This window comes from Paenibacillus sp. FSL H7-0331 (assembly GCF_001956045.1).
The window spans coordinates 1-20,573 of the sequence record NZ_MRTH01000006.1 but is presented as its reverse complement, the minus strand read 5'-3'; the positions used below and the strand labels follow the sequence as shown (position 1 = coordinate 20,573).

The window sequence follows — 20,573 nt, the reverse complement described above, 5'->3', positions numbered from 1 at the left end:
TTAATTTTTAGCTTTCTTGCTCCACTTCTTGCTCCGTCTCGTTAAGCTGCCATAAGTGCCGCAGTTCGTCGCTCGTTTGCAGCAGCTGGTCAAGCGTACCTTCAGCCTCAATCTGTCCATCCTTCATTACGATAATATGATCGGCATGGGTAAGGGCAGTTTTGCGATGGGATATGACCAGGCATGTCGCCTGTCGCTGCCCATAAATCCGTTCCCACAGCTTGCGCTCGGTTTCAACATCAAGCGCACTAGACAAATCGTCAAATACGAGCAGCTCCGCATTGCGAACGAACATCCGGGCCGCCGCTGTACGCTGGACTTGACCTCCTGAGAGCTTTACGCCGCGCGGACCAATAATCGTATCCATTCCATGCTGTAAATGCTCAACATCCTGCTCCATCACCGCAGCATGCACAGCCGACTTAAGAAGAACGTCTTCTTCTTCTTCCTGACCTAACAAAATATTTTTTTTCAAGGTGTCGCTGTACAATCTTGGTACTTGAGGCGTATAGGCGCTGTGCGGCGGAATGAAGAAATCACCTGGATGCTCCACCCTTTCTCCGTTCCAGCGAATATCGCCTGCATCCATCGGAAGCAGGCCAAGCAGCGTACGCACAAGCGTTGTTTTGCCCGAGCCAATCCGTCCTGTAATTACCGTAAAGGAACCTTTGGGCAGCTTTAGCTGAATATTGCTGATTCCACGGCCTGTCTCAGGATAATGGTAGGTGAGACCTTTCACCTCAAGCAATTCCAAGCTTCTGCTGCCGACCGAATCATTTGGCTTCTGCTGATTATTCAGATCGGACTCACTGATTGATGTACGCAGGTACAGCGGATGATGCTCGGTTAGCGTAGTCTCATCAGCTCCCTGAATCAAACTGACCAGTCGCTCCTTAGCGACGGTGCTTTGCTTGAAATAGGTCAGGAATTTCCCGAAGTTTTGAATAAATTGCGTAACAAAGGTCAAATAGTAAACGAATAAGGCAAAGTCTCCTACAGTAAAGCTGCCATCTCGCATGGCCCCTGCAGCTAATAGCAAAATAAATCCGGTCCCGATATTAACGGTATTGGAAAAAATCGAATCCAGCGTCTGCGTCAGCAAATGATCTTTAACCATCGCATGGCGCCTGTTGTCGTTCAGCTTACGGAATCGGTTAATTACCCGTTCTTCCGCTCCAGCCACCTGAATCGACTGCACGCTGCTGAACATTTCACTGATCGCTCCAGTCACCTGACTCGTAGCTTCGCGACTTGCCGCACGATACTTTTGAAGCATAGTTGTTGCAGCTTGGGCAATGGTCACAACGACGACCAGCGGCAGAAACACCCACATGGTCATGGTCGCATTAATCCCGTACAAAATGGAAAAGGATACGGCAGCAAAGCAGGTCATTGCGAATGCATCAACAGACCAGCTCACCGTTTCTTCAACCTGCTCCACATCATCGCGAAAGTTACTGATTGCCTCTCCCGGCGAGCAAGGAATGGCTTTGGCTCCCGGCTCCTTCAAAATACGTGTAAGCATATTTCTGCGAAGCAGTGCTCCAATACGGAAACGGAACTGCACATCAGTAATAAAGCCAAAAATAATGATGATGGCACGTCCCAAAGCCGAAGCGATCAGCAGGGCGATCAAGGTCCACACATTAAAACCATATAAGGAAGAACCGGATAAGGTATCGAAAAATTGCTTGGTCACCCAACCGGGTACAATCGGAGCCAAATAAATGAGCGTCCATGCAAGTGCATTCACGATGTAAAGCCAAATTCGGTATCGTGTTAGTTTAAACAAGAAGGCAAATGTACTCATGCCAGCATCTCCTCCATTCCGACCACGAGCATCTGGCTATAGCGGGAGCTGCTATCCGCAGCCAAAGCGCTTCTCTCACCAAATTCAACAATCCGACCCTGATCAAGTACAAGAATATAGTCCGCGCGGCTGATGGTTGCCAGCCGATGGGCAATCACAACACAGGTACGATTCTCCAGCAATCGATTGATGGCTTTCTCGATATGCTGCTCTGTAGCAGGATCTAATCTTGAAGAAGCTTCGTCAAGGATGATGAGTCCTGGATCCGACAAAAAGACGCGGGCGAATGAAAGCAGCTGCGCTTCACCTGCGGACAAGCCGCCTCCGCCCGACTCCAGCAAGCTGTCCAAACCTGAAGGCAGCGAATGAAACCAATCCTGCAGGCCAAGCTCCTCCAAGACATGAATAATCGTCTGATCTGGTATCTCCTCATCAAAGAAAGTCAGGTTGTCTCGGACCGTGCCTTGAAAAATTTCAATATTTTGCGTAACCAATCCCACTCTCCCACGAAGCTCCTGAAGTGTCGCATCACGCAGATCGACACCCTCCAAACGAATGCTCCCTGAACGGGGATCATAGAAACGCAGGAGCAAGCGGGCAAGCGTCGTTTTACCGCTTCCTGTTCGTCCCAGTACTCCGAGCACCTTACCGCGCTCCAGATGAAGATTCAGATTATGCAGTGTCGTGATATCATCCTCATAACCGAATTCCACATTATTGAACGTAACTGATAAAGCACCCTGCGGCAGCGGCAGACCGATTCCATCCTGAATCGCAGACTCGGTTTCCAGCAGCTCCCGAACCCGAATAATGCTGGCATCGGCTTTTTGCAAATCCTCCATTTGAGTTCGAATCTTCTCGATCGGCTTGGCCATGAGCTCTGTATAATAGAAGATCATATACACAGTTCCTATCGTAATAGAGCCTTGTTTAAAGAGAACCGCACTTAAACCAAAAGCGACAGCATTACCAATCGTGAAAATAATCAGGGTTGTGATCCACATGGAGGCCCAGCCAAGAAACGCCTTCACGCGCAGCGGCAGCCACTCCCTCAGCATTACATAGAAGCGATGCATCACATAATTCGAAGCTCCATTGGCTCTGGTATCCTCTGTGCCCTCTAGATGCTCCCCCAGAAATCCATAAAACCTAGAGCTCATCTGACGCATATTACCCCAATGTGGAACTGCAAACTTGCGTATGTACTGAATGATATAGATCGCAAATATAACGAATACTGTCATACTCAAGCCGATTACCCAGCCCTCGCGAAACAGCAGGATGAGCATACCTATTACCAGCAGCAAATTACTTAATAATGATACGACAAAATTAGAGAAAAAATTGGCCAAATTATTAATATCTCCGTCAACCCGTTCAATAATAGCACCCGAAGTATGAGCTTTGTGAAACGACATATCCAGCTTCATACAATGTGCAGCAACATCGCCGCGTAGCTTGTTGGTTGCAATCCAGCCTACCGTCTCACCAATATAGGTTGCAGCTACAGTTAATCCCTGATGAAGGAGAGAAACACCAATAAATAAGATAGCCGCATAAATAAGTGGACTGGAGCTTTCCTGGGTTTGGGCTGTATCAATAAAATAACGGATGATTTGCGGATTAATCAGCTGCATGACAATGCCGCCGATGAGCAGAATCCCCAGCACGGCCATACTTTTACGCTGTGGTCTTAAATAGCTGTTCAACAGCCCCGTATACTCACTTACCGGTATTTTCCGGCTCATTGCTTCCTCTCCTGTCATAGAAATGTAATAAACAGTATGATGTCAACATTAGAGGAAGCGGCTTGGGACGTCAATGGATTTTTTGGATACAAGTATTTGATGCGGAGATTTAAGTAAAGAAAAGACAGATCGAAGTCATGCTTCGTCTGTCCTTGTACAGCTTTTTATAAGTCCATCCTGTAAGCCTCGCAAGCTGAGCTGGAGCATCCTAGAGAGCAGCTGCCGATTGAAGCTTCGCAGATACTGAATCTGGATGACCAAACAACAGCTGTGCCTGAGCGGCAGCGATTCTTGCTAACGGCACCCTGAACGGAGAGCAGCTGACATAATCCAAACCGGTTTGATGACAAAAGAATATCGATTCCTTGTCACCTCCGTGCTCACCACAAATGCCGGTTTTCAATTCAGGCTTGGTTGCACGTCCTTTGTCTACAGCCCAGCCGATCAGCTGCCCGACCCCATCCGTATCCAATACCTGAAAAGGGTTGTGAGGTAAAATATCGTGATGGATGTAATGGGTAAGGAACTTCCCTTCCGCATCGTCGCGGCTGTAGCCAAACGTCATTTGTGTTAAATCGTTGGTACCGAATGAAAAGAAATCTGCATATTGAGCAATTTGGCCCGCAGTCAGCGCCGCCCTCGGCACTTCTATCATCGTGCCAATCTTATAGGGAACTTGCTGCTTTTCTGGCCCTAGTATCTTTTCAGCTACCCGTTCGACCAGTATTCTCATCGATTTAAGTTCATTGGCATGGCCTACGAGAGGAATCATAATTTCTGGAAGCACCGTGATCCCCTGTGCTTTAGACGCAAGTACGGCTTGAAAAATAGCAATCGTCTGCATCTCATAAATTTCCGGAAACACAATACCTAAGCGGCAGCCTCGCTGACCAAGCATCGGATTCATCTCCTGCAAGTTCCTCACCTTGCGAATTAAAGAGTGCAGGTCAGGATTGCCTTCGGCTTGATCCAATTCGGACAAAGCCCATTTTTTACGTTCCTGTTCAATCAGAAGCTCATCCAGCTTCGGAAGAAATTCGTGCAGCGGCGGGTCCAGAAGCCGAATCGTGACAGGGAACCCGTCCATAGCGCTAAATATGCCTTCAAAATCACTTTGCTGCATAGGAAGCAGCTGCTCAAGTGCAATTCGACGATCTTCAAGACTATCGGCAAGAATCATCGCCTGCACAACTGGCAGTCGCTCGGCTGACATAAACATATGCTCCGTTCGACAGAGCCCTATTCCCTCTGCACCAAACTGCCGCGCTTTCGCTGCATCTTCCGGTGTATCGGCATTGGTACGCACCTTTAAGGATCTCACCTCATCCGCCCAGCTCAGCAGCTCATCAAGCTCAGCACTCATCTGCGGTTCCTTAAGCGTAACAACGCCACAGATGACACGCCCTGTTGATCCATCCAGCGTAATCCAATCCCCTTCACGGATGATCGTATCACCTGCGGTAAATTCACGTGTATCCGGATCGATCCGAACTTCTTCACAGCCGCATACACAAGGCTTGCCCATTCCGCGTGCCACTACCGCAGCATGGCTCGTCATCCCCCCTCGGGTCGTAAGCACACCTTCGGCTGCAATGACACCGTGAATATCTTCCGGACTTGTCTCTGAGCTGACCAATACAACACGCTTGCCGGCTGCGACCCATTCTTCAGCCGTATCGGCGTCGAATACAGCCTGCCCCGTTGCCGCTCCTGGTGAAGCCGGCAAACCAACCGCCAGTACGTCCAGCTTCGCACTCTCGTCGATTGCGCGGTGAAGCAGTTGATTGAGATGATCCACTTCAATCCGCTCCAAAGCCTGCTTGCGATCAAGAATGCCATCTTTAACGAATTGCACCGCCAATTTGACAGCTGCCTGTGCCGTTCTTTTTCCAGTACGAGTCTGGAGAATGAACAGCTCTCCTTTTTCCACGGTAAACTCGATATCCTGTAAGTCCTTGTAATGCATTTCAAGTCGGTTGGCGATTTCTACCAGCCTTGTATACACTTCAGGCATTTCCTGCTCCAGCTGTGCAATAGGTGAAGGCGTTCTTACACCCGCCACCACATCCTCGCCCTGTGCATTCGTGAGGTATTCGCCATATAAAAGATTGTCGCCTGTAGATGGATTTCGAGTAAACAGCACACCAGTACCGCAATCCTCACCCCTGTTTCCAAAAACCATGGACTGAATATTAACGGCTGTTCCCAACGTATCAGGAATCCCATACACTTTTCGGTACACCACAGCCCGCTGATTGTTCCAGGAACGGAACACAGCTTCGATGGACAGCTCCAGCTGTTTGTACACATCCTGAGGGAACGTGGTTCTTGCTTTACGTTCAATTAAATCCTTGTACTGCGCAATCAGTTCCATCCAAGCTTCTGCAGGAATATCCTTGTCTTCGTTATAGTCATGTAATTGCTTAAAATGATGCAGCTGTTTTTCAAAATGGTAACCATCGATATCCAAAACAACATTCCCGAACATCTGAATCAGTCTCCGATAGCAATCATAGGCAAACCGGGGATTCCCGGTATTTCTCGCAAGAGCATCCACTGTCACATCATTAAGTCCCAGATTTAGGATCGTATCCATCATGCCAGGCATGGAGTTGACCGAACCTGAGCGAACGGAGACCAGAAGTGGATTGTCCATACCACCGAATAACTGGTTTTTTTTCAGCTCAATCTGCTTCAGTTCTTGACGTATTTCTGTCCATAATCCTTCTGGTAAAACTCCGCCGCCCGCATAATATTGTCTGCAAGCTTCTGTTGTAATGGTATAGCCCGGAGGTACAGGTAAGCCAGCATTGGTCATCTCTGCAAGATTGGCCCCTTTTCCACCCAAGAGCATTTTCATACCAGCATTCCCTTCATGAAAATGCAGGACACGTTTAGCATTCAACATGGGTCGCTTTCTCCTTTTGATTCTGATTGGAGATACAGTTCGAATCCTCACAAACACCGTAAATAACAATCACTTTTTCCGTATCCAAAGTACCAATGATGCTGTCGCAGTGTTTACAAATGATAGTGCCAAGCTCGATACCGCTGTTACTCGATTCCATATCCCCATCACTCCTCGATTGATTTATAGCGCATAATCGCTATATCATTCTGACTCTTCCAGTCGAACGTGCCTGTCAAATACCTCTAAAACAGAATATACACCTTAAATAATATATACCATATATAATATTATGACGCAATATATAATTTAAATCATTATTTATGAGTTATTTATTTGATTAAATCTGAAAATATATCATTAGTACACTCTTTATTCGCTTTAATTGTTCTTTTATGACATAACGTTTAAACACATTCCATTATGTAGTGTCCTGCCAAAGTTAATCGCATGTTCAAGCTTTCAACATAAGAATGGAAGCGCTTATAATTTTTTTGAAAAAACCACTTCATTCCAGCAGCATCATGCTATAATGTCTTTAAATTTGTTGACTAGGAGCGTTACCATGGTGAAAAAGCGATTCATTGTTTTGCGTACAGCAGCTTTTGTCCTGGTTGCCTCTCTTTGTGCTGTTCTCAGCACCTCCTCGTCGGACTCGGAGCGTACACATCCACTGCAGCTTGTCGATAAGAATACGGACTGGACTGCTGAGGAGTTGCAGCAAAACCCCAATATCGTCATTGTATTAAGTGAATCCTTCTGGGACCCTACACAAATTCCAGGAGTCAAATTCAGCAGAGACCCGATCCCAACCTTTCATGCCCTTCAGGAAAAATATACGCACGGTACGATGCTTTCACCGCAATACGGTGGTGGTACTGCCAATGTAGAGCTGGAGGTGTTATCAGGAAATTCAATGCGCTTTCTTCCCGCTGATGAAATTGCCTATGAGAAGGTTATCGATCATCCGGTCGATTCCATTGCCAGTATTTTGGGACGACAGGGCTATAAGTCAACGGTTATCAGTCCTTTTAACAATTGGTATGTCAACAGCGTGAATGTATACAAGCGGTTCGGATTCTCACACTTTATTCCATTGGAATTTTTCGATCCGGATGAATATGTCGGTCCATATATTGGCGACCACGCCGTTGCTAAGCGAATTATCGAAGAAAGCAAACGTAGCAGCGGTCCAGACCTTATATTTGCAAATACGATGGAGAATCATTATCATTACTGGGCCAATAAGTTTAAGCGCAACAGCATTAATATTCGAGGCAATATGTCTGATGATGCGATATCGATTCTTGAAACGTATGCCCAGGGAGCCAGCGGCGCCGACTCCATGCTGAAGGAGCTCGTCACGTACTTCGGCCAGTTAAAGGAGCCTACCATACTCGTATTTTTTGGCGACCATCTTCCCCATTTGGAAACGGACTATTATGTGTATCAGAAAAGCGGCTACATTCAGGGCCCCGATGATCCGAATTTCCTGGAAAAGATGTACACGGTCCCACTTCTGGTCTGGAACAATTATTTGCCTGAGAGTCAAGAAATTCTTCGAATGAGCCCATCTTTCCTGAGTCCTTATATCCTTAAGCTCGCGAAGCTGCAGGGCAGTAATTATACCGATTTTTTGTACAACTTATCTAAAAGGATTCCTATTATTCCGCCCAAAAAATATTATGAAGCGATGAAAATCGATGAGAACGATTTAGTGGAGTATCAAGAGCGGCAGCAAGCAATTCTAACGAAAACCGAGGATGCAGAGGATGCTTCGCAGCCGTATATGATTGGCTATGGTGATCCTGTTATCGAGTCTGTTTCACCCGAAAGCATTGGCGTTGGTGAAGGCCTCGTAGCGGACTGGATCAAGTCCATGACGCTTTTGGTCAAAGGAGGTCGGTTCGGACAAGGCAGTGTCCTGTTTGCGGACGGAGTCCCTATCCCCACGGTGTGGCAGACAGAGGATAGCTTAAGTGCATCCCTTCCCAAGGAAATGCTTACAACCCCGGGAGCCCTGCAGCTGCAGGTCCGTGTGATGGACAGTCAAGAGCATGTACTCGTCCAATCTCCAAATTATACGCTGCCGATTACGCCCAAAAAGCCATAAACCGGATTGAGCAACAAATCGTGCTCCCACCAGTAAATGACTTCATTTGCATGTAGGGTACGTGCATATGTGTCCAGGCTGCAGTTACCGTTGATCGGTAAGCTGCAGCTTATTTTGCTTGCGAAATATGGCCGGGGTCATCCCCTTGCTTTCCTTAAAAATGCGGGTAAACGTATTATAAGAGCCATAACCTGTCTCTAAAGCAATATCCAATACCGTCATTTCTGTTGCGATCAGCAGCCCGCAGGCCTGTCGGATTCTCACCTCATGAACGAACGAAACAAAGTTCTGCCCAATCGTTTTTTTGAACAGCTCACTCAAATATGGGACGCTGAAGCCAAAACGTTGAGCCAGACCGGTTAACGTCAGGTCCTCGCGGTAATGCTCGTGAACGTACTGAATCGCCTTCCAAATATCACCATTGGATCTTCCCCGCTCTCTTCCCTCTGTTTTCAATACCTCGCTCACAGTATCAATTAGCTGCGCACTTCTTCTCAGACGGTCAAACCTGACCAGAATTTCAGTCAGCTTGACCTTAATCAGCGCATGCCTCCATATTTGCTCACCATGATATTCTGCATACAGTTCCTTCAGGATCTCCTGAAACTTCACCTGTTCCCCTGAAGGCACCTGTACGTAAGGCAGCAATTCACGCTCCCCTAATGTTTCAACAGATCCCGGCAGCTGTTCGGAGGAGTTGTACAAATGTATGCCAAAATTGCAGTTATACAATCGCAGCGGGTGCTCCGGCTCCGAATGGATCGAATGAAATTGGTAGGGCATGACAAGTGTAAACGTCCCGGGCTCCATCGGGTGCTGGACTCCATTAATAATCTCGAAGCCGCGGCCTTCAATGACATAGGAGAACTCCAGAAAATCATGACGATGTGAGCCAAAATCCCGTTTCAGATGGTTAATCTTGATATGAAAAGGAAGCTCGGTATCCATATTCGGATAATGGGTTAAATAAACCGGTACAACGGGCATACGGCTGTTCACTCCTGCTGAACATCTATAATATTCGTCCTTAAATATGTTCCTAGTTTTATACGTCTACATCTTACTATATAATGAAATGGTATCACAACTTAATTCAATCGGAGGTTTCTTACACATGAATACAAATGACAAAATCCGCCTCGGCATTATAGGGGCGGGCAATATCGCTAACGTTCATATTACTATGTTCAAGCAGCTGCCTGCTGAAGTGGATATTGTTGCCGTAACCGATTCCTATAATCCACTAGCACAAATGCGTGCTGCCGAGTACGGTATACCCAAATGTTATATGACCTCTGAAGAACTGATTCAGGATCCCGATATTGATGCTGTCGTGATTTGCGTTCCGAATCAATGGCATGCCCCGCTGGCTGTACAAGCCTTAAGAGCTGGCAAGCATGTACTGTTGGAAAAGCCGATGGCTATTGATGTTCCTTCTGCCCGCGAGATCGTCAAAGCTCAACGCGAAACAGGCAAAGTCTTGATGATCCCTCACCAAATGCGTTGGGAATGGCTTCCACTTCAGGTGAAGGAGCAGGTAGACAAAGGTGCGCTTGGTCAAATTTATAACGCCAAGGTGGGCTGGTTCCGCCGCAAAGGCATTCCCGGCTGGGGCACTTGGTTTACAAAACAGGAGGAATCCGGGGGCGGCCCGCTTATTGATATTGGTGTGCATATGCTCGATTTGGCTTTCTTTTTCATGGGAGATGTGAAGCCCGTGTCCGTATATGGCGCGACCTATGCAGAGTTCGGACCAAAGAAACGCGGAATTGGTACCTGGGGCACCCCTAACTGGAACGGCTCTTTTAATGTAGAAGATCTGGCTACCGCTATGATCAAGATGGACAACGGAAGCACTTTGACCATCGAAGTCAGCTGGGCCGTACATATGGATACGGACAGCAAGCAGTTTGTCCATCTGATGGGCTCAGATGGCGGTGCTTCGATACGCGGTACCCAAGGCAAGCTGCTCACCGAGACGTTCGAGCGCGCAACCGAGGTGGAACTCGTAACACCGGCGAACGACGAAGGCGGGCGAATCCGGCTTAGCCGTCATTTTCTCGAATGTATCCGTGAGGGCAAGGAACCGACAACCCCGGCTATGAGTGGCTTTACGAATAATCTGATTCTGGATGCGATCTATAGATCCTCACAGACAGGCCATGAGGTCATTCTCGACTGGTCACTTTAAGCTATAAAAATGAAGTCTGCTGAAAAAATGGGATAACCTCCGTAAAAAATGAAATGTTTTTTACACGCTTACATTTTATGATAAATGAAGCAAGTGAAACTCAATTTCATAGTTAAGCGGAGGCTATTACCATGACCATTACTAACAAAATAAGGCTTGGCATTATCGGATCAGGCAATATTGGCAACGTCCACATGAATATTTTCGGTCAATTGAAAGATGATGTTGAAATCGTCGCTTTAACCGATCTGAATTACCCTTTAGCGCAGCAGTGCGCTGCCAAGCATGGCATCCCAACTGTCTATAAAACTAATGACGAACTCATTCAGGACCCTAACATTGATGCTATTGTTATCGGCGTTCCTAACCAATGGCACGCACCTCTGGCCGTACAGGCTCTGCATGCGGGTAAGCATGTGTTATTGGAAAAACCGATGGCTATCAATGCCCAAGCGGCACGCGAAATCGTCAAAGCACAGCATGAAACCGGCAAAGTACTGATGATTCCACATCAAATGCGCTGGGACTGGCTGCCTCTTCAAGTGAAACAGCAGATTGATAACGGGTCCATCGGCAGTATCTACAATGCCAAGGTAGGTTGGTTCCGACGTAAAGGGATTCCGGGCTGGGGTACTTGGTTTACCGATCATCAACAATCCGGCGGCGGTCCTTTGATCGACATTGGTGTGCATATGCTCGATTTGGCCTTCTTCTTCCTCGGGGATGCCAAGCCTGTATCCGTATTCGGTTCAACCTATGCTGAATTTGGTCCAAAAAAACGTGGGATCGGCACTTGGGGAACTCCGGATTGGAGCGGAAGCTACAACGTTGAGGATTTGGCAACCGCAATGATTAAATTGGATAATGGCAGTACCTTGACACTGGAAGTCAGCTGGGCGGTACATATGGATACAGACAGCAGCCATTTCATTCATTTGATGGGCTCCGAAGGTGGCGCTTCCATCGTTGGCAATAAAGGCAAGCTGCTCACTGAAACCTTTGAAAGGGCTGCAGAAGTGGAATTGATTACTCCTGAGAAGGATGAAGGCGGACGTATTCGCTTAAGTCGCCATTTTGTAGAGTGTATTCGTGAAGGCAAGCAGCCGGACACCTCGGTCATGACCGGATTTACAAACAACTTGATTCTGGATGCCATCTATGAGTCTTCGCGTACAGGTCACGAGGTTATCTTGGATTGGAACTTATAGATCGTACAAGGAGGAGACCCCCATGTTAAAAGCACTTACACGAGCTGGTATTGGCGCTGTAGGCAGCATTCAGGATTTTGTGCGCGCCGCGGCAGAGCATGAATTCGAAGCCATCACAGCCGGAGGCACTGAACTGGAGGAATGGATAGCTCAGGATGGCGCTGAGTCAGTGAACAGCTTTCTTCGTGAGCAGGGTATTCAGATCGGCAGCATCGGGCTGTCTGTGCAATGGCGCAACAGTGAAGAGGAATTCCGCAGCGGACTTGCTCGTCTGGCCAAGGATGCTGAAGCGGCAGCCGCGGTAGGCTGCACGACCTGCACGACCTACGTGTTACCGTCCACAGATCACAATGCAGCTCATTTTATGGCAATCGCAACTCGTCGTTTACGCACCTGCGCACAAATCCTGGCGCCTTACGGCATAAGCTTTGGACTCGAATTCGTAGGTCCACACCATTTGCGGACTCGCTGGGCCAATCCTTTTATCTGGGGCTTGCAGGAAACCCTCGATTGGATCGATGCCATCGGTGAACGTAATGTAGGTCTGTTGTTTGATAGCTACCACTGGTATACAAATGGATTAGGTGTTGACGATATTCTGCGGTTGGATGCCAGTCAGATCGTATTAGCTCATATCAACGATGCACCTGATGTTCCTTTGGCTGAAGTATTGGATAATGAACGTGTCTATCCAGGTGAAGGCGTTATCGATTTGACTGGCTTCTTACGTGGGCTCCACCAAATCGGATACACCGGATTGGTGGCACAAGAAATATTAACACCACAGCCTTCTACAGAACCAAGCTCCGTGCTGCTTAAGCGCTCGCAAGAAGCTTTCCGCAAAGTGTATACAGAGGCCGGCTTACAATAGTCTGGAATATTTCGGTTATTTAATAGAATAGATACAAATCAGAAGAGGCTCCCCGATGAGTCTCTTCTTTTTCTTCATTAATTCCTCTTGTTTCCCCTTATTCAAACTCATTTCGCCATCATCCCCATCCACTATTTACAATTTCCCACTTGTTTAATAACGATTCTTGTAATATTATCTAACATATAAAGTATTATCTACGTAAGGTTACATTAGAGAAGCAATAGCTGAGGAGTGGAAGCCCATGTATGATTTGAAAATTTTATTATGTGACGATTCTATGTTGATTCGCAAAAAGCTAAAGGGAGCCTTAGCCGAACTCGGGTTTACCAATCTGTTTGAAGCTATTGACGGCGAAGAAGCTGTCACGTTCTGCCGAACGGAGCAGCCAGACCTCGTCCTCATGGATATCGTGATGCCGAAGAAAGATGGCATAGAAGCGCTGCAGGAAATCAAAATCATCAACCCAGCCATCCATGTTGTTATGGCCTCCTCCGTAGGCACACAAAGCAATTTAATTAAAGCGCTCAAGCTGGGAGCCGACAACTTTTTACAAAAACCCATCCAAGTTGACATCATTGTCGACATTGCCAAAAAAATCGTAGAGGATCGGGGTGTTCAGTAATGTTCGCACAATACTTCGGACAGTTTCTATTAAACCGTTCCATCGTAACCGCGTCCGAGCTGGATCAGGCCTTGTCGGCACAAGCCGAAACGAGAGTCAAGCTGGGCGTACTCGCTATTAACAAAGGTTATATGACCCCCGAGCAGGTAGAACAAGTACACCAGACCCAAACAAGAATAGATAAAAGATTCGGCGAAATCGCTGTCGATATGGGCCACTTGACTGAGGAGGTCGTTACCGAACTATTGTCCTCACAGCAAAGCGCACATTTGACTCTGGGACAAGCATTGATTGACCAAGGCACAATGAATTACGAAACCTTCAGCACAACCTTGAACTTATATAAAAAGGATTATAGTCTGACCGATGATCAATTCGAATCCATTGTAAACGGCAGCATCGAAGCACTCGTGGAATCCATTTTATCGAAGCAGAACATGATCTTGGGGCAAGCCTTAACCGATTATATCAGCTTGTTTGCCAAAAATATGATACGTTTCATAGATAGCCATATTCGCATTGAGATCATCCCCACAGATTCAGCGGCAGTATATGAATGGACAGCTTACCAGTCTTTAGTCAGCAGTGATCGATCCTGTTCCAGAATTACAGCGATCAGCGCTACAGAAGCCTCTTTCCTGCAGTTGGCTTCTATCTACGCACTAGAATCCATTGAAGCGCCAGGAGAAATGATGGAAGCCTCGGTGGGCGAATTACTGAATTTACATAACGGCATTTATTTGGTGAATCTGTCGAACCGGAGCATCGAGCTTGATCTGGAGCCCCAAGCCGTCGTAAGGAGTACGGCCTTCAGCCCAGACTCCCCTATAAAAGCTGTCCTGCGCGTGCTCGGCCCACTCGTTCAGTTCGACTTAATCCTGACGGATCTAAGCGAGCTTACCAAATCAGCTTGAATCGTCATGATAATTCAATACGTGCCATCAGCATAAAACCTCGAACTGCTTTGATTAACAAGCCGATTCGAGGTTTTATGAGTAATGATAGCCAAAACTGCTTCTTGCACCCATGTTTTCGTATAATTAAACTCCCATGGCTTTGAATTTACTAAGCAAATCCAGCTTGAGAGACCTCTTCTCGTGTCCATCCAAAAATGCTGAATCCACGCCATTCATTACCAATGTAGACAGCTCAGGGAGTGTAAAACCAAACCGTTCGCTCAGGACCCGATATTCCTTCGTAATATTCGTACCGGAGACAATCGGATTATCCGTATTGACGGTTATTTTAATCCCGCGATCGAAATAATCACGAATCGGGTATGCTTCCCAGCTTGGGACAGCTTTCGTTTGAATATTACTGACCGGGCACATTTCCAACGGAATTTGTTGTTGAACGATCATCTCCAGAATCGCGGCGTTCTCTCTTAGCCTCACTCCATGCCCGATCCGGCAAGCCCCTAGATTCGTGACAGCCTCTTTAATATTATCAGCCCCTGCCGCTTCTCCAGCATGAATCGTGACAGGAATTCCAAGCTTGTGAGACAATGCGAACACCTCCCTAAACAACTCAGGACCATACGAGGCTTCATCTCCGGCCAGATCGACAGCCCCGAGACCTTTTCCTATATACGCAGCCGCAGCTTCGATCACTTCCAGGTTATCTTTAATTGAATGATTTCTCATACAAATCGCAATAACTCTCGCTTTAACATGAAACTTCTGCTCACCGCGCTTTAGTCCTTCAATAACATAATGAATCGCCGCTTCCGCAGATAATCCGTTGTACCGATGAAGCTGCGGAGCAAATCGCACCTCGATATAAGCACAATTATGAAACGCCGCTTGCTCAACAATTTCATAAGCAACGCGCTCCAACGCCGCTCCCGTTTGCAGAAAACGGGTTGTAAAATCAAATTTACTCAAATACTCAGCAAGACTGCTGCAGTTCTCATCGACCTGCATATAAGGAAGCAATCCCTGCCTGTCTGATGCGGGCAAAACAATCCCTTGCTCCTCAGCTAATTCCAGAATAGTTGAAGGATTCACGCACCCATCCAGATGCAAATGAAGATCAACCTTCGGCAATTGAAGCACAACATCGTCAATTCTATCTTTTTCCAAGTTGATCACTCCTTGTTCACGAAAATAAATAATTTAACTTACTGTAAATCAATGTTACTTATATGTCAATATATTTAACATTGTATTCAAGAGATAAGTTTTGATGCAAAATTAATCCTTCTAACTCTAAAAAAGACCAGCCTGCGGCTTGGTCCTTGTCCAACCCCCTACTTTGTGCGTTGGTGAGAACATCGGCATGGGGTTTCAGTCGTTGTTGAAGTCGTGTTCTATGGATGAGACACCCATATCCTCTTTCATTACTTTTGGATTTGCCTTCTACTCCTTACAGTGCTTATATGAAAAAAAGACCCCTTGCGGGGTCTCCGAAACACTTGTATTTCTCCTTACAGCATCTTATAAATGTTCGCACTTCTATGTACGGCATCGCTGTTGTTCCATTCCAAATCACTTATTTCAGACCAGACCAGGCTCAAGATGGTTCTGTAACAATCTGCCAAAACACACCGTAAGGGTCTTGAAGACGGCCGAACATCGATCCCCAGAACATTTTCTGAAATGGCATAATCACACTGCCACCTTGCGATAAGCCTTCAAACACTTGGCGTGCTTCCTGCTCTGTTTTGTATTCCAATCCGAGATCAAGTCCACCACCGCGCTTGACGGGTTCAGAAACCGAATCTGCCATAAATAGGACAAGGTCTGAAGTTTGCATCACCAAATGCATGACTTTATCTTTCATTTCATCGCTGACATTAGGGATTTCCGCAAAAGTCTGGATACCTACGATTCTTCCGCCCAATGCCTGGGCATAGAACGCTGCTTGCTCTCTTGAATTTTCACAGTAAATATACGGATACAGCTTGGCCATTCACGAACCACTCCTCATAGATTTTCAATAAATATAAATATCACTTCTTCGTCAACAAATACAGAAAATAAGGCGCACCAACTGCAGCGGTAACAATCCCAACAGGAATATCAACCGGCTGGGCAATTATACGCCCAATCGTATCCGAAATCAGGACAAGAATAGAGCCAATAATCGCCGCTGAGGGCAGCAGCACTTTGTAGTTTCTGCCAATCATTAATTTGGCCAAATGGGGCGCGATCAATCCCACAAAACCAATACTACCGGCAACAGCTACACAAGAACCCGCCAAGCCAACTGCGATCGCCATCAGGATGGCTCTCTCCTTTTGAACCGACAGTCCCACTCCTGCCGCTATTTCCTCGCCCATATACAGCAGGTTAATCCGATGAGCCTTGTAGATTGCATAGGGAAGCAGGACGATCATCCAGATCAATACCGCAACCACATAACTCCAATTCGTACCCCAGATGCTGCCGGACAACCATATTTTCACAAAATCATAATTGTAGGCATTCATCCGATACGTCAGAAATAGCATAGCAGCACTAATTCCCGCACCCGTAGCAATGCCTACAAGCAGCAGACGCATCGGAATAATCTTACCATCCTTATAAGCCAAAGTAAAAACGAATAATGCCGCCGCCGCTGCGCCAATAAAAGCCATCAACGGAAGCATATAGATCGGTGCCAATTGGATTTTACCAAAAAAATACGCGATGTACAGCACTACACCCAAGCCTGCTCCGGCGTTAATACCAAGGATACCCGGGTCCGCCAAGCCATTCTGCGAAATGCCCTGCATGATCGCGCCGGATACTGCAAAGCCAGCTCCTACCAGCATCGCTATCACAATTCGAGGCAGCCGAATATCAAACATGACTATAGAGGATTCCCCGGATCCATAACCCGCTAGTGTACGAATAACTTCCATAGGTGCGACCCGAATTAATCCGGAATTCAAGCTGATCAGAAAAGCCACAAACAGCAGCAGGAACAACAGTATAAACTTGCCAATCAGCTTGGGTTGACGCATGCGATTCCCTACAAATGGTTTCATCATAAGCTGCCCCTGCCTCCCCTTCTTGCCAAATACAGAAAGAAAGGAACCCCTAACAAAGCCGTCAAAATGCCGACCGGCGTCTCCAAAGGAGGGTTAACCCACCGTGAAACCGTATCCGCCATCAATAAAAACCAGCCTCCAAACATCCCCGAGCATGGGATCACCCAACGATAATCGACACCGATGAGAAAACGGGTTACATGCGGAATTATCAATCCGATAAATCCAATCGGTCCCGCTATAGCCACCGCTGCACCTGTAAGCGCAAACACCGTAAGCGCGCCCAGGAACTTGACCCACTTCACTCTCTGACCGAGACCCGTTGCCACTTCTTCACCCAGGCTCAGCATCGTAATATTTCTTGAAATCATGATAGATATGACCAGACCAACAACGGCCCAAGGCAAAATTGTCCACACATGCAGCCACTTCACACCCGCTATACCAGCGGCGTACCAATACATGACCTCTTGCGCGATACCAAAGTAAATCTGAATCCCCTCCGACAAAGCAGCCAGCAGCGCACTTACCGCCGCACCGGCCAGTGCAAGCTTCACATGCGCGGCTTGCTCCGAGCCCTTAAATGAGGCCAGCATCCCGACACCATATACCGTCATAGCTCCAAATGCTGCTCCGAGCATCGATATCACAATCATCAATTGATACGACAAATGTGGCAGGAAGGCAAAACCAAGCACCAGGCCAAAACGCGCCCCTGCCGATACCCCTAATAAGCTCGGACTAGCGAGTGGGTTGCGTGTCATTCCCTGCATAATCGCTCCGGATATAGCAAAACAACCGCCAACAATAATCGCTGTAACGGCTCTTGGCAGACGAACGGAAAGCACGGTATAGTGCTGAACCTGATTCTCATCATAATGCAGTATGGCCTCCCATACGGTAGACAATTGTATATTCGCCGCCCCCGTCGTGATGAACAGAAGCACGCCAATGACCATTCCGACACTTAACAGCAAAATAAGAAAAGAAGGGCTTAGCCTTCTTTTCTTAGCTTGATTCAGTGAAGCCGATTGATTGGAATGAGTACTGGATTCACTGATTTGAGTGTCACGACTCATCCGCCCAATAGCTCCTTATTAATTTCATCCACAAATATATTGTACATAATCAATCCGAAGCCTGTCTTGGTACCACGAATCGGCTTCATATACATATGCTTGTTTTGCACAGCCTTGAGGTTCTTCCACAACGGGGTTGCAATCGCCTCATTCATTTTCGCCACATAATCCGGTACATTCGTATCTAACAAGAAAATATGGTCAGGGTTGATTTCCGGCAGCTTTTCAAGAGCTATTTTAATTTCGCCATCTTCTTCAGGCAGCCCGGCAGGGTATTTCAGACCCAGCTGTGCATAAGCAATTTTGCCCAATGGACTCTTGCTGCCCATTACGCGTGTATCTTTATCTGTAACCTTAACGAACAGAACCGTTTCATTTCCCAATTTCGGTACCAATTTCTCTTTTAAAGCTTTTGTTTTAGTGTCAAACTCCTGCAGCTTGGTTTTGGCTAGTGCTCCCTTGCCAACAGCCTCCCCAACACTCAAAAAGACTTTATTCCAGTCTTCCTCCATATCCTTGGTTGCATATACGAGCGTTGGCGCGATTTTGGCTAACGCCGGATACGACTTGGAATGATTTTTTTCTTCTCCGAAGATCAGATCAGGCTTGAGCTGCAGCACCTTTTCCAGATTGGGTGCAGACGATTGACCTACAGATTCCGTTCCCTTCAATAAAGGTATGCTATAAGGCTCAAAATCGCCAGCTTCTCTCACTACAGATCCAACAGGCGTAATTCCTAACGCTAGTAAATGATCAGCAAAATGTGGAGTTAACGCCACAACGCGTTCAACACGCTCAGGCACCTCAGTTTGACCCATAACATGCGTAATTGTTGTTTTCTTCTTTTCAGCTGGTGCGGCTGAAGGTGCTGGAGCCGGTGCAGTGGGAGCGGTAGTTTCAGCAGTCTTGGCTGCTGGTTTGGCAGCTTCCTTCATTGTGTTTTCTGATCCGCAAGCGCTTAATAAAATCGATAATAAAAATGTAAGAACGATAGCAAAGGAAATTCTTGTTTTCATCTTGTTCACTAGACCCCTTAGTATGTATTGATAATGATTATCATTATCATCAGTATAGTTTACAAAATCTTAACATGTCAATAGTCAATTTTCGCTTCACCTGATGATTGATTGTTTATTCCTGCGGATACACCCCATACCGATCAAGCTAAGTACAAGGACTTCGTATTTAATGACTGTTCAAGCATCAGCTTATATAAGTGATAGCGTTGCATACTAGCATTAAGGAGCTGAATAGTATTGGGTTCTTTATGTTCCGGACCAACTGGCACGAAGTCAGTTGGTCCCTCTGCATACCGGAAAGGAAGCTCATGGACTGAGCTTATATCCTTCAAGCTTTTTCACAGCTGAATCCGGCTCAATTGGAGTCCCGGCACCCTTTCACATTCTTACCTCGTGTACATAACGATAAGACGTGGTGCTGCACACGATGCATGGATATTGACTTGAATAATCCCCTCTATGCGATTTGTAGGATAGTAAGGTGTGCTGAAACCGACCTTGTTCCTCCAGCAAGAGGAGTGATGGTTAGTGCCGCAGCATTGCCAGCAGGATTTCGTACAGTGAGTATTGAATTGATGACAGTCGTTTCCACAAGAGCAATTCCTACTATTTGAGAAGTACCGGTTGCTCGGCCGACCACCGTATAAGCTAGATCATTACCATTGAGGGTTAAAATTAGTTGACCCGCTTCGTCCACACTCACCTGAAACAAGACCTGATAAGTGCCAATGACAGACAAGTTAAATGTACTTAAACTAGAACGGAAGATGGAGGTCCCACTAGTAGGTCCATTTTGAGGAAAACTTACGTCTGTACCCGGAGCAACTGTTGCTTCGTTATCAGGAGGCATCAACGCAAAAAAATCTGCAAAACTCAACACTCCTGTTGCTCCTGTTGGACCTTGCGTTCCCTGTGCTCCTGCTGGTCCTTGCGTTCCTTGTGCTCCTGTTAGTCCTTGCGTTCCCTGTGCTCCTGCTGGTCCTTGCGTTCCCTGTGCTCCTGTTGGTCCTTGTGTTCCTTGTGCTCCT

The 20,573-nt window shown here is 46.8% G+C and carries 16 protein-coding genes and 1 pseudogene; 6 read left to right on the top strand and 11 right to left on the bottom strand.

The window, feature by feature from the left end; translation table 11 throughout:
- Positions 1-7 precede the first annotated feature (7 nt).
- From BK127_RS10345 to BK127_RS42410, 4 genes are all read right to left on the bottom strand, one after another.
- Positions 8-1,810, bottom strand: a complete 1,803-nt coding sequence (locus tag BK127_RS10345) for an ABC transporter ATP-binding protein (RefSeq protein ID WP_076229977.1) — start codon at positions 1,808-1,810, stop codon at positions 8-10.
- Complete coding sequence (locus tag BK127_RS10340) at positions 1,807-3,558, bottom strand: ABC transporter ATP-binding protein (protein ID WP_076229976.1); 1,752 nt, start codon at positions 3,556-3,558, stop codon at positions 1,807-1,809. Before BK127_RS10340 ends, BK127_RS10345 begins: the two co-directional genes overlap by 4 nt.
- Positions 3,559-3,766: 208 nt before the next feature.
- A complete protein-coding gene (ppdK, locus tag BK127_RS10335) occupies positions 3,767-6,466 on the bottom strand; it encodes a pyruvate, phosphate dikinase (RefSeq protein WP_076229975.1) in 2,700 nt (899 codons plus the stop codon).
- Positions 6,453-6,626 (bottom strand): GapA-binding peptide SR1P, encoded by a 174-nt coding sequence (locus BK127_RS42410; protein ID WP_083689220.1) that lies wholly within the window; start codon positions 6,624-6,626, stop codon positions 6,453-6,455. The genes ppdK and BK127_RS42410 overlap by 14 nt, the downstream gene beginning before the upstream one ends.
- 408 nt (positions 6,627-7,034) lie before the next feature.
- On the opposite strand from BK127_RS42410, the gene BK127_RS10325 reads away from it, so the two are divergent.
- Positions 7,035-8,579 carry an LTA synthase family protein gene (locus BK127_RS10325; protein ID WP_179097438.1) on the top strand — a complete coding sequence of 515 codons (1,545 nt, stop codon included), beginning with the start codon at positions 7,035-7,037 and terminating at the stop codon, positions 8,577-8,579.
- Between the two features lie 84 nt (positions 8,580-8,663).
- On the opposite strand, the gene BK127_RS10320 is transcribed toward BK127_RS10325, so the two are convergent.
- A complete protein-coding gene (locus BK127_RS10320) occupies positions 8,664-9,566 on the bottom strand; it encodes an AraC family transcriptional regulator (RefSeq protein WP_076229973.1) in 903 nt (300 codons plus the stop codon).
- A 127-nt stretch (positions 9,567-9,693) separates the two neighbouring features.
- Here BK127_RS10320 and BK127_RS10315 point away from each other — a divergent pair, with 127 nt between their 5' ends.
- From BK127_RS10315 to BK127_RS10295, 5 genes are all read left to right on the top strand, one after another.
- Positions 9,694-10,770: a Gfo/Idh/MocA family protein gene (locus BK127_RS10315; protein ID WP_076229972.1), complete on the top strand. Its 1,077-nt coding sequence runs from the start codon at positions 9,694-9,696 to the stop codon at positions 10,768-10,770.
- Between the two features lie 131 nt (positions 10,771-10,901).
- A complete protein-coding gene (locus tag BK127_RS10310; protein ID WP_076229971.1) occupies positions 10,902-11,978 on the top strand; it encodes a Gfo/Idh/MocA family protein in 1,077 nt (358 codons plus the stop codon).
- Positions 11,979-12,000: 22 nt separating this feature from the next.
- Positions 12,001-12,849 (top strand): sugar phosphate isomerase/epimerase family protein, encoded by an 849-nt coding sequence (locus BK127_RS10305; protein ID WP_076229970.1) that lies wholly within the window; start codon positions 12,001-12,003, stop codon positions 12,847-12,849.
- A 244-nt stretch (positions 12,850-13,093) separates the two neighbouring features.
- Positions 13,094-13,474 (top strand): response regulator, encoded by a 381-nt coding sequence (locus BK127_RS10300; protein WP_076229969.1) that lies wholly within the window; start codon positions 13,094-13,096, stop codon positions 13,472-13,474.
- On the top strand, positions 13,474-14,388 hold the full coding sequence (locus tag BK127_RS10295; RefSeq protein WP_076229968.1) for a cyclic di-GMP-binding domain-containing protein, MshE-related: 915 nt from the start codon (positions 13,474-13,476) through the stop codon (positions 14,386-14,388). The genes BK127_RS10300 and BK127_RS10295 overlap by 1 nt, the downstream gene beginning before the upstream one ends.
- A gap of 126 nt (positions 14,389-14,514) precedes the next feature.
- Here the strand turns inward: BK127_RS10295 and add are convergent, their stop codons facing one another.
- The 6 genes and pseudogenes from add to BK127_RS10265 all read right to left on the bottom strand — a co-directional run.
- Entirely contained in the window at positions 14,515-15,555 is a 1,041-nt protein-coding gene (add, locus tag BK127_RS10290; RefSeq protein WP_076229967.1) for an adenosine deaminase, read from the bottom strand.
- 430 nt (positions 15,556-15,985) lie between these two features.
- Positions 15,986-16,384 (bottom strand): VOC family protein, encoded by a 399-nt coding sequence (locus BK127_RS10285; protein WP_076229966.1) that lies wholly within the window; start codon positions 16,382-16,384, stop codon positions 15,986-15,988.
- A gap of 40 nt (positions 16,385-16,424) precedes the next feature.
- Positions 16,425-17,444 carry a FecCD family ABC transporter permease gene (locus BK127_RS10280; RefSeq protein WP_256711255.1) on the bottom strand — a complete coding sequence of 340 codons (1,020 nt, stop codon included), beginning with the start codon at positions 17,442-17,444 and terminating at the stop codon, positions 16,425-16,427.
- Positions 17,444-18,526, bottom strand: a complete 1,083-nt coding sequence (locus BK127_RS10275; RefSeq protein WP_076229964.1) for a FecCD family ABC transporter permease — start codon at positions 18,524-18,526, stop codon at positions 17,444-17,446. The genes BK127_RS10280 and BK127_RS10275 overlap by 1 nt, the downstream gene beginning before the upstream one ends.
- On the bottom strand, positions 18,523-19,542 hold the full coding sequence (locus BK127_RS10270; protein WP_076229963.1) for an ABC transporter substrate-binding protein: 1,020 nt from the start codon (positions 19,540-19,542) through the stop codon (positions 18,523-18,525). Before BK127_RS10270 ends, BK127_RS10275 begins: the two co-directional genes overlap by 4 nt.
- Before the next feature lie 460 nt (positions 19,543-20,002).
- Positions 20,003-20,573 (bottom strand): annotated as a pseudogene (locus BK127_RS10265) (collagen-like protein); the annotation flags it as partial.

Excerpts from the sequence above, each read along its gene's own strand:
- BK127_RS10345 (WP_076229977.1), bottom strand. The coding sequence starts at position 1,810 with ATGAGTACATTTGCCTTCTTGTTTAAACTAACACGATACCGAATTTGG.
- BK127_RS10340 (WP_076229976.1), bottom strand. The coding sequence starts at position 3,558 with ATGAGCCGGAAAATACCGGTAAGTGAGTATACGGGGCTGTTGAACAGC.
- ppdK (WP_076229975.1), bottom strand. The coding sequence starts at position 6,466 with ATGTTGAATGCTAAACGTGTCCTGCATTTTCATGAAGGGAATGCTGGT.
- BK127_RS42410 (WP_083689220.1), bottom strand. The coding sequence starts at position 6,626 with ATGGAATCGAGTAACAGCGGTATCGAGCTTGGCACTATCATTTGTAAA.
- BK127_RS10320 (WP_076229973.1), bottom strand. The coding sequence starts at position 9,566 with ATGCCCGTTGTACCGGTTTATTTAACCCATTATCCGAATATGGATACC.
- BK127_RS10315 (WP_076229972.1), top strand. The coding sequence starts at position 9,694 with ATGAATACAAATGACAAAATCCGCCTCGGCATTATAGGGGCGGGCAAT.
- BK127_RS10310 (WP_076229971.1), top strand. The coding sequence starts at position 10,902 with ATGACCATTACTAACAAAATAAGGCTTGGCATTATCGGATCAGGCAAT.
- BK127_RS10305 (WP_076229970.1), top strand. The coding sequence starts at position 12,001 with ATGTTAAAAGCACTTACACGAGCTGGTATTGGCGCTGTAGGCAGCATT.
- BK127_RS10300 (WP_076229969.1), top strand. The coding sequence starts at position 13,094 with ATGTATGATTTGAAAATTTTATTATGTGACGATTCTATGTTGATTCGC.
- BK127_RS10295 (WP_076229968.1), top strand. The coding sequence starts at position 13,474 with ATGTTCGCACAATACTTCGGACAGTTTCTATTAAACCGTTCCATCGTA.
- BK127_RS10285 (WP_076229966.1), bottom strand. The coding sequence starts at position 16,384 with ATGGCCAAGCTGTATCCGTATATTTACTGTGAAAATTCAAGAGAGCAA.
- BK127_RS10280 (WP_256711255.1), bottom strand. The coding sequence starts at position 17,444 with ATGAAACCATTTGTAGGGAATCGCATGCGTCAACCCAAGCTGATTGGC.
- BK127_RS10275 (WP_076229964.1), bottom strand. The coding sequence starts at position 18,526 with ATGAGTCGTGACACTCAAATCAGTGAATCCAGTACTCATTCCAATCAA.
- BK127_RS10270 (WP_076229963.1), bottom strand. The coding sequence starts at position 19,542 with ATGAAAACAAGAATTTCCTTTGCTATCGTTCTTACATTTTTATTATCG.